A 5,851-nucleotide genomic window follows, 5' to 3' on the forward strand; every position below is an offset into this window, starting at 1 on the left:
CCGGGGCGGGGCAGGGGGAGGAGGGTGGGTTCATGGCATGTCATCACGCGAACGGCGCGCACCGGGAGGTGCTGGAGCGCTACACCGAGGCGGTGGAGGAGTTCGGCCGGCTGGTCGGCATGGTTCTGGCGCGCCAGTGGGGGCTGCCGACGCCGTGCACCGAGTGGACCGTCCGGGACCTGGTCAACCACCTGACGGCGGAGCAGCTGTGGGTGCCCGAGATGCTCGCCGGGCTCACGGTGTCGCAGGTCGGGCCCAGGTACCAGGGGGACGTGCTGGGGGACGACCCGGCCGAGGCCTGGGATTCGGCGGTGCGGGCCGCCACGGCGGCCTTCACCGCGCCGGGGGCGCTCGACCGCACCGTCCACCTGTCGTACGCGGACCGGGACGCGCTCGGCTACTGCCGGGAGATGGCGGTGGACGCCGTGGTGCACGGCTGGGACCTGGCCAGGGCGCTCGGCGGTGCGGGCCGGATGACGCCGGCGGCCGCCGGGTTCGTCCTGGCCGAGGTGGTGGCCTACGGCGACCTGTCCTCCACCGGCATGTTCGCCACCGCCGTGCCGACCGGCCCGGACGCCGACCCGCAGACCCGGTTGCTGGGGCTGGCGGGCCGGGATCCGGGCTGGTCGCCGCCGGGCTGAGGCTCGGGGCCGTGGGGCCGGCGCCCCGGAGCCCGGCGGTCGCCGTGGGGCGGCCGGCGCGTACCGGCCGTGCCCAGCGCCGGGGGTCAGCAGTCCCGGAACTCCGGTGACTGGTTGAGCAGCTGGGCGCGGACCGAGGTGAACCGCCGGTAGGTCTCGCCCTGTTCGGCGCCCGGATGGAAGACCGCCACGCGGTGGCAGTTCTGGAAGGCGAGGCGGACGTTGAAGTGCCGTTCCAGGCTGCTCCGGATCGCGTCGCTGGCCAGGGCCCGCAGCAGCTGGGCGCGTTCCGCCTCGGTCGGGGCGGTGGTGTTGTCGGCGAACTCGGCCGTGCCGCCCCGCAGTTCGCCGGTCAGCCGGGAGATCAGCCGGTAGGCGTAGGGGAGTGAGGTGCGGACGGTGTCGACGAACGCGCTCTCGTCGACCTCGTCGCGCTCGGCCTGGGCCAGCAGGGTGGGGGAGACGTCGAGGGACATCGGACCAGCTCCTTCTTAGAAGTGAAAGTCATTTCCAATTCGGGATCCTGGTGTTCCGCTGACGCACTGTCAAATCCCTGCTGAGCCGTCCGGGTCGGCGGCCTTGCGAGGTGGGGCCCGCGGGGCCGACCGGGCTTCGGCCGGACGGGCGGGGCTGCCGCGCACCGGCTGCGGTCGCGTGCTGCTGCGGCCGTTCCTAGGCTGGAGCCACACCGAGGAGGGCCGGCCCGAGGAGGCGTCGCATGACACAGCAACCGGACCTGGGGGCGGAGGCGGACCGGCGGATCCTGGAACGGATCAGCGACATGGTCGCCGCCGAGCGTGACCTGCGGGCGCTCCTCGCCGACGGCCGGATCGACGCCGACACCGAGCGGCAGCGGCTGCGCGACATCGAGCAGCAGCTCGACCAGAGCTGGGACCTGCTCCGCCAGCGGCGGGCGCGCAAGGAGGCCGGTGAGGATCCCAACCTGGCGAGCGTGCGCAGCGTCGAAGAGGTCGAGCAGTACGAGTCCTGAGGCCGGGGCGGGCCCGGAGGCTCAGGACTCCTCGGGGGCCGCGATGTCGAGGGCGGCGGCGTCGAGGGCTGTGGCGTCGAGCGCCGCGATGTCCAGGACCGCCGCGTCGAGGGCGGCGGTGACGCGGTCGAGCATGGTGCGCAGCTCGGTGAGGTCGGTGAGCGCCAGGCCGGTCGCCCGGCTGATCCGGCGGGGCACCTGGAGCGCCTGCTCCCGCAGGGCGGCGCCCGCCTCGGTGAGGCTGACGGTGACCGAGCGCTCGTCCTCGGCGCTGCGCTCGCGGCGGACCAGGCCGGCCGCCTCCAGTCGCTTGAGCAGGGGGGAGAGGGTGCCGGAGTCGAGGCGCAGGCGCTCGCCGATCTGCTTGACCGGGAGTTCGCCGTGCTCCCAGAGCACCAGCATCGCCAGGTACTGCGGGTAGGTCAGGCCGAGGTCCTTCAGGGTGACCCGGTAGACGCCGCCGAAGGCACGCGCGGCGGCATGCAGGGAGAAGCAGATCTGCCGGTCGAGGCTGAGCAGCTCCGCGTCCGGCAGCTCGGAGAGCGTGGTCATGGCTCCCAGGGTACCGGGAGGCTGTCGCCGACGATTTAGTTGTGCGCAATTCAGTTGTGTGCTCTACTTGTGGTCGTGAGGGCGGCCCGAAGACTCCGGCGGGCCGTCGAAGGCGACGAAGGGAACCCCTGATGGACGCGCTGTACACGGCTGCCGCCACCGCCAACGGCCGCGAGGGCCGCACGGTCAGCTCCGACGGCCGGCTCGACCTCGCGCTGGCGATGCCGCCGGCGCTCGGCGGCAACGGCGAGGGCACCAACCCCGAGCAGCTGTTCGCGGCCGGCTACGCGGCCTGTTTCGCCAGCGCGCTGGGCCTGGTCGGCCGGCAGGCCCGGGTCGACACCGGGGAGATCTCGGTGACCGCCGAGGTCTCGATCGGCAAGGACGACACCGGCTTCGGCCTGGCCGTGACGCTGCGCGTCGAGCTGCCGGACGCCCTCGCCGGCGAGACCGGTGAGCTGCTGGTCAAGCAGGCCCACGAGGTCTGCCCGTACTCCAAGGCCACCCGCGGCAACATCCCGGTGGAGCTCGTCGTCGAGTAGGTCCGGCGGGGAAGCCCGGCCGCAGGCGACGCGGCAACGCCCGAGGGCCCGTACCACTTCGCGGTGGTACGGGCCCTCGGGCGTTGCGTCACGCGGAGCCGGGCGTCGGCCGCGCGGGTCAGAGCGGGAGCAGCTCCGGGCGCTTGGCCTCGACGTGGTCGCCGGAGGATTCGCCGCGCAGCCGCCGGCCGACCCACGGGATCAGGTAGGTCCGGGCCCACTGCAGGTTCTCCCGGCGCTGCTCCGCCGGGGTCGGCGCCGGAATCGCCGGCCACGGCGCCTCGGGGTCGTCGGTGCCCGGCAGTCCGAGCGAACGGGCCGCGAGCAGCGCGACCCGCTGGTGGCCCTCGGGGGACAGGTGCAGCCGGTCGTCGTGCCAGGCCCGCCGGTCGTGGACCGAGCGCAGCGACCACAGGTCGGCCACCACGCAGTCGTTGCGGTCGGCGATGGCCCGCAGGTGCACGTTGTACGTGGCGATCTTGCCGCGCAGGTGGCGCAGCACCGGCACGTCGCGGGTGTCGAAACCGGTGCACACCAGCACCGTGCCCGCGCTGCGCCGCAGCTCCACCACCGCCCGCTCGAAGCGCTCGGCGACCTCGTCCGGGTCGCTGCCCGGACGCAGGATGTCGTTGCCGCCCGCGCAGAAGGTCACCAGGTCGGGCTGGATCCGGTGGACCTGCGGCACCTGCTCGGCGCTGATCTGGTCGAGCAGGCGCCCGCGGACGGCCAGGTTGGCGTAGCGGAAGCCGCCGACGGGGTCGCGGTCGGCGAGCATTCCGGCCAGGCGGTCCGCCCAGCCGGCGAACCGGCCGTCCTCGCCCGGGTCGTTGAGGCCTTCGGTGAAGGAGTCGCCGAGGGCGACGTACGAGTGAAGGTCAGGGGTCTCCTGGTGATCGGCCATGGTGAAGATAGTTCACCTTGTGAAGTGACTTACGCCACCGTAGGTGGCCCGGTGCGGAGCGTGATCTCCGCCACGGTGCCCGCGGGGCCGGTCCGCGCGGGCGGCCGGACCGTAGGGTGGAGGCCGCGGACCGCCGGCCGGCGGACCCGTCCGGGCCGTCCGGCCCGCCCGGCCAGACCAGGAGTCCCGTCCCATGTCCGACGCCGTCCACGACGAGAAGACCCGGCGCCGGGCCATGATGATCCGGGCCTCGATCTACATCGCGGGCACCCACCTGTTCGCCGGTTTCGTGATCCTGCTCTTCGCCCTCGGCGGCCGCCACCACTGAGCCGCCCCCTGCCGGGGTCCGCCGCCCACCACCGCGGCTGGTGCGACCGCACAGCCGTTCGTGGGGAATCCGTCCACCGGTGTGGAGGATCGCCCGTTGTGTCCGACACGTCCGGAAACAGAGCATGAACGGACGGTGCGGCCCGGTCCGCCCCGGAACCAGCCGGCGGCTCTCCCCGTTCCGCCGCACGGAACACCTGGAAGACGATGCCGCAGCCCCAAGCCACGTCCGCCGCCACCGGCCACGCCCTGATCGAGCAGCACGGCGTCGACACCATCCCGGAGGCGGAGCGCACCAGCACCCCGCGCGACGTGCTCACCATCCTGATCGGCTCCAACCTCGCCTTCGGCGTCGTCGTCTTCGGCTGGCTGCCCGTCTCCTTCGGCCTCTCCTTCTGGGCCGCCACCAGCTCGGTGGTGGTCGGCACCGTGCTCGGCATCGCGCTGACCGCGCCGCTGGCCCTGGTCTCGCTGCGCACCGCGACCAACCTCTCCACCAGCTCCGGGGCGCACTTCGGCGTCCGCGGACGGCTGATCGGCTCGGTCGTCGGCCTGCTGCTGTCGCTGGGGTACACCGCGCTGTCGCTGTGGGTCGGCGGCGACGTGGTGGTCGGCGCGCTCAACCGGCTGCTCGGCCTGCCCGCCCACGGCCCCGCGTACGTCGCGACCTACACCGTGCTGGCCGCCCTCAGTGCGACCGCCGCCGTCTTCGGCTACCGGCTGCTGCTGCGGCTGGAGAAGGTGCTGATGTGGGCGATGGGCGCGCTGCTGCTGGCCGGGCTGCTCGCCTTCGCGCCGCAGTTCGACGCCTCGGCGCACGGCTCGTACCTGCTCGGCGGCTTCTGGCCGACCTGGCTGCTGTCGGTGGTGGCGGCCGGGCTGAGCGGCCCGATCGCGTTCATCACCCTGCTCGGCGACTACACCCGGTACGTCTCGCCCGCCCGGCACAGCGGCCGCAAGGTGCTGCGCTCCACCGTGCTCGGGCTGTTCGCGGGACTGCTGATCCCGCAGCTGTTCGGCACCTTCACGGCCATCGCGACCGGCGGCGGCCAGGACTACGTGGGCGGGCTGATCGCCGGCGCGCCGCTCTGGTTCCTGGTGCCGCTGCTGCTCAACGGCCTGCTCGGCAGCGCCGGGAACACCGGCCTGATGCTGTACAGCATGGGGCTGGACCTGGACGCCATCCTGCCCCGCGCCACCCGCCTGCAGGCCACCTACGTGGTGGCCGGGCTCGGGACGGTCCTGGTCTTCCTCGGGCACTTCGTGTGGAACGCGCAGTCCGCCGTCACCTCGTTCGTCCTGGTGCTGACGGCGATCGGCGCGCCCTGGGCGGTGATCACCCTGATCGGTCACGTGCGCTGCCGCGGCGACTACGACCGGCAGTCGCTGCAGGTCTACAACCGGGGTACCCGCGGCGGCATCTACTGGTACCGCACGGGCTGGAACATCCCGGCCACGGTGGCCTGGGCGGCCGGCAGCGCGGTCGGCCTGTGCGGCGTCGACACGCCCGTCTACCACGGCTTCCTGCTCCCGCTGACCGGCGGGATCGACGTCAGCTTCCTGCTCTCCGGTGCGGTGGCGGCGCTGCTGTACCTGGGGCTCTCCCGCCGGCAGCGCGGCCCGACCGGGCGGCCGACGGCGGCGGCCGGTACGGCCCGGGCCGGGGTCGGGCCGCGTACCTGACCGGGCCGCGGGGCTTTCGCGCAGGTGCGGCGGGCCACGGTCGGGGAGGGCGCGGTCAGAGGGGGGTGGCGGCCTTGAGCAGGAGGAGCAGGGCGACGGCCGCGTTGAGCGAGGACACCGCGGAGGCGGCGGTGCCGGCGGCGGCGACCATGGTGGCGAGGCCGGCCCGGCTGTGGGCCGGGGGCCAGCCGCTGGTGCGCGGGCCCGGCGCGAG

8 protein-coding genes are annotated in these 5,851 nt (G+C 73.9%); 5 read left to right on the forward strand and 3 right to left on the reverse strand.

Annotation, left to right across the window (positions count from 1 at the left end; translation table 11 throughout):
- The first annotated feature begins 32 nt into the window (after positions 1–32).
- Positions 33–641: a TIGR03086 family metal-binding protein gene (locus AA75_RS10790; RefSeq protein WP_051812105.1), complete on the forward strand. Its 609-nt coding sequence runs from the start codon at positions 33–35 to the stop codon at positions 639–641.
- 86 nt (positions 642–727) lie between these two features.
- Here AA75_RS10790 and AA75_RS10795 read toward each other — a convergent pair whose 3' ends face one another.
- Positions 728–1,117: an SCO5389 family protein gene (locus AA75_RS10795; protein ID WP_033819673.1), complete on the reverse strand. Its 390-nt coding sequence runs from the start codon at positions 1,115–1,117 to the stop codon at positions 728–730.
- Between the two features lie 242 nt (positions 1,118–1,359).
- Between AA75_RS10795 and AA75_RS10800 the strand changes: the two genes are divergently transcribed.
- Entirely contained in the window at positions 1,360–1,632 is a 273-nt protein-coding gene (locus AA75_RS10800; protein ID WP_033819674.1) for a DUF2630 family protein, read from the forward strand.
- A 21-nt stretch (positions 1,633–1,653) separates the two neighbouring features.
- Here the strand turns inward: AA75_RS10800 and AA75_RS10805 are convergent, their stop codons facing one another.
- On the reverse strand, positions 1,654–2,184 hold the full coding sequence (locus AA75_RS10805; protein ID WP_051812106.1) for a MarR family winged helix-turn-helix transcriptional regulator: 531 nt from the start codon (positions 2,182–2,184) through the stop codon (positions 1,654–1,656).
- Between the two features lie 131 nt (positions 2,185–2,315).
- Here AA75_RS10805 and AA75_RS10810 point away from each other — a divergent pair, with 131 nt between their 5' ends.
- Complete coding sequence (locus AA75_RS10810) at positions 2,316–2,726, forward strand: organic hydroperoxide resistance protein (protein ID WP_033819675.1); 411 nt, start codon at positions 2,316–2,318, stop codon at positions 2,724–2,726.
- Positions 2,727–2,844: 118 nt separating this feature from the next.
- Here AA75_RS10810 and AA75_RS10815 read toward each other — a convergent pair whose 3' ends face one another.
- Complete coding sequence (locus AA75_RS10815) at positions 2,845–3,627, reverse strand: SGNH/GDSL hydrolase family protein (protein WP_033819676.1); 783 nt, start codon at positions 3,625–3,627, stop codon at positions 2,845–2,847.
- Positions 3,628–3,820: 193 nt separating this feature from the next.
- Here AA75_RS10815 and AA75_RS51765 point away from each other — a divergent pair, with 193 nt between their 5' ends.
- Together AA75_RS51765 and AA75_RS10820 are read left to right on the forward strand one after the other, a co-directional pair.
- On the forward strand, positions 3,821–3,955 hold the full coding sequence (locus tag AA75_RS51765) for a DUF6126 family protein (protein ID WP_233288981.1): 135 nt from the start codon (positions 3,821–3,823) through the stop codon (positions 3,953–3,955).
- A gap of 206 nt (positions 3,956–4,161) precedes the next feature.
- Entirely contained in the window at positions 4,162–5,637 is a 1,476-nt protein-coding gene (locus AA75_RS10820; protein ID WP_051812107.1) for a cytosine permease, read from the forward strand.
- Positions 5,638–5,851 lie beyond the last annotated feature (214 nt).

Source organism: Kitasatospora sp. MBT63 (assembly GCF_000710465.2).
In the GTDB taxonomy this organism is placed as follows: Bacteria; Actinomycetota; Actinomycetes; order Streptomycetales; family Streptomycetaceae; genus Kitasatospora.

Bases quoted from the DNA above. Each gene is read 5' to 3' on its own strand.
- AA75_RS10790 (WP_051812105.1), top strand. From the start codon at position 33: ATGGCATGTCATCACGCGAACGGCGCGCACCGGGAGGTGCTGGAGCGC.
- AA75_RS10795 (WP_033819673.1), bottom strand. From the start codon at position 1,117: ATGTCCCTCGACGTCTCCCCCACCCTGCTGGCCCAGGCCGAGCGCGAC.
- AA75_RS10800 (WP_033819674.1), top strand. From the start codon at position 1,360: ATGACACAGCAACCGGACCTGGGGGCGGAGGCGGACCGGCGGATCCTG.
- AA75_RS10805 (WP_051812106.1), bottom strand. From the start codon at position 2,184: ATGACCACGCTCTCCGAGCTGCCGGACGCGGAGCTGCTCAGCCTCGAC.
- AA75_RS10810 (WP_033819675.1), top strand. From the start codon at position 2,316: ATGGACGCGCTGTACACGGCTGCCGCCACCGCCAACGGCCGCGAGGGC.
- AA75_RS10815 (WP_033819676.1), bottom strand. From the start codon at position 3,627: ATGGCCGATCACCAGGAGACCCCTGACCTTCACTCGTACGTCGCCCTC.
- AA75_RS51765 (WP_233288981.1), top strand. From the start codon at position 3,821: ATGTCCGACGCCGTCCACGACGAGAAGACCCGGCGCCGGGCCATGATG.
- AA75_RS10820 (WP_051812107.1), top strand. From the start codon at position 4,162: ATGCCGCAGCCCCAAGCCACGTCCGCCGCCACCGGCCACGCCCTGATC.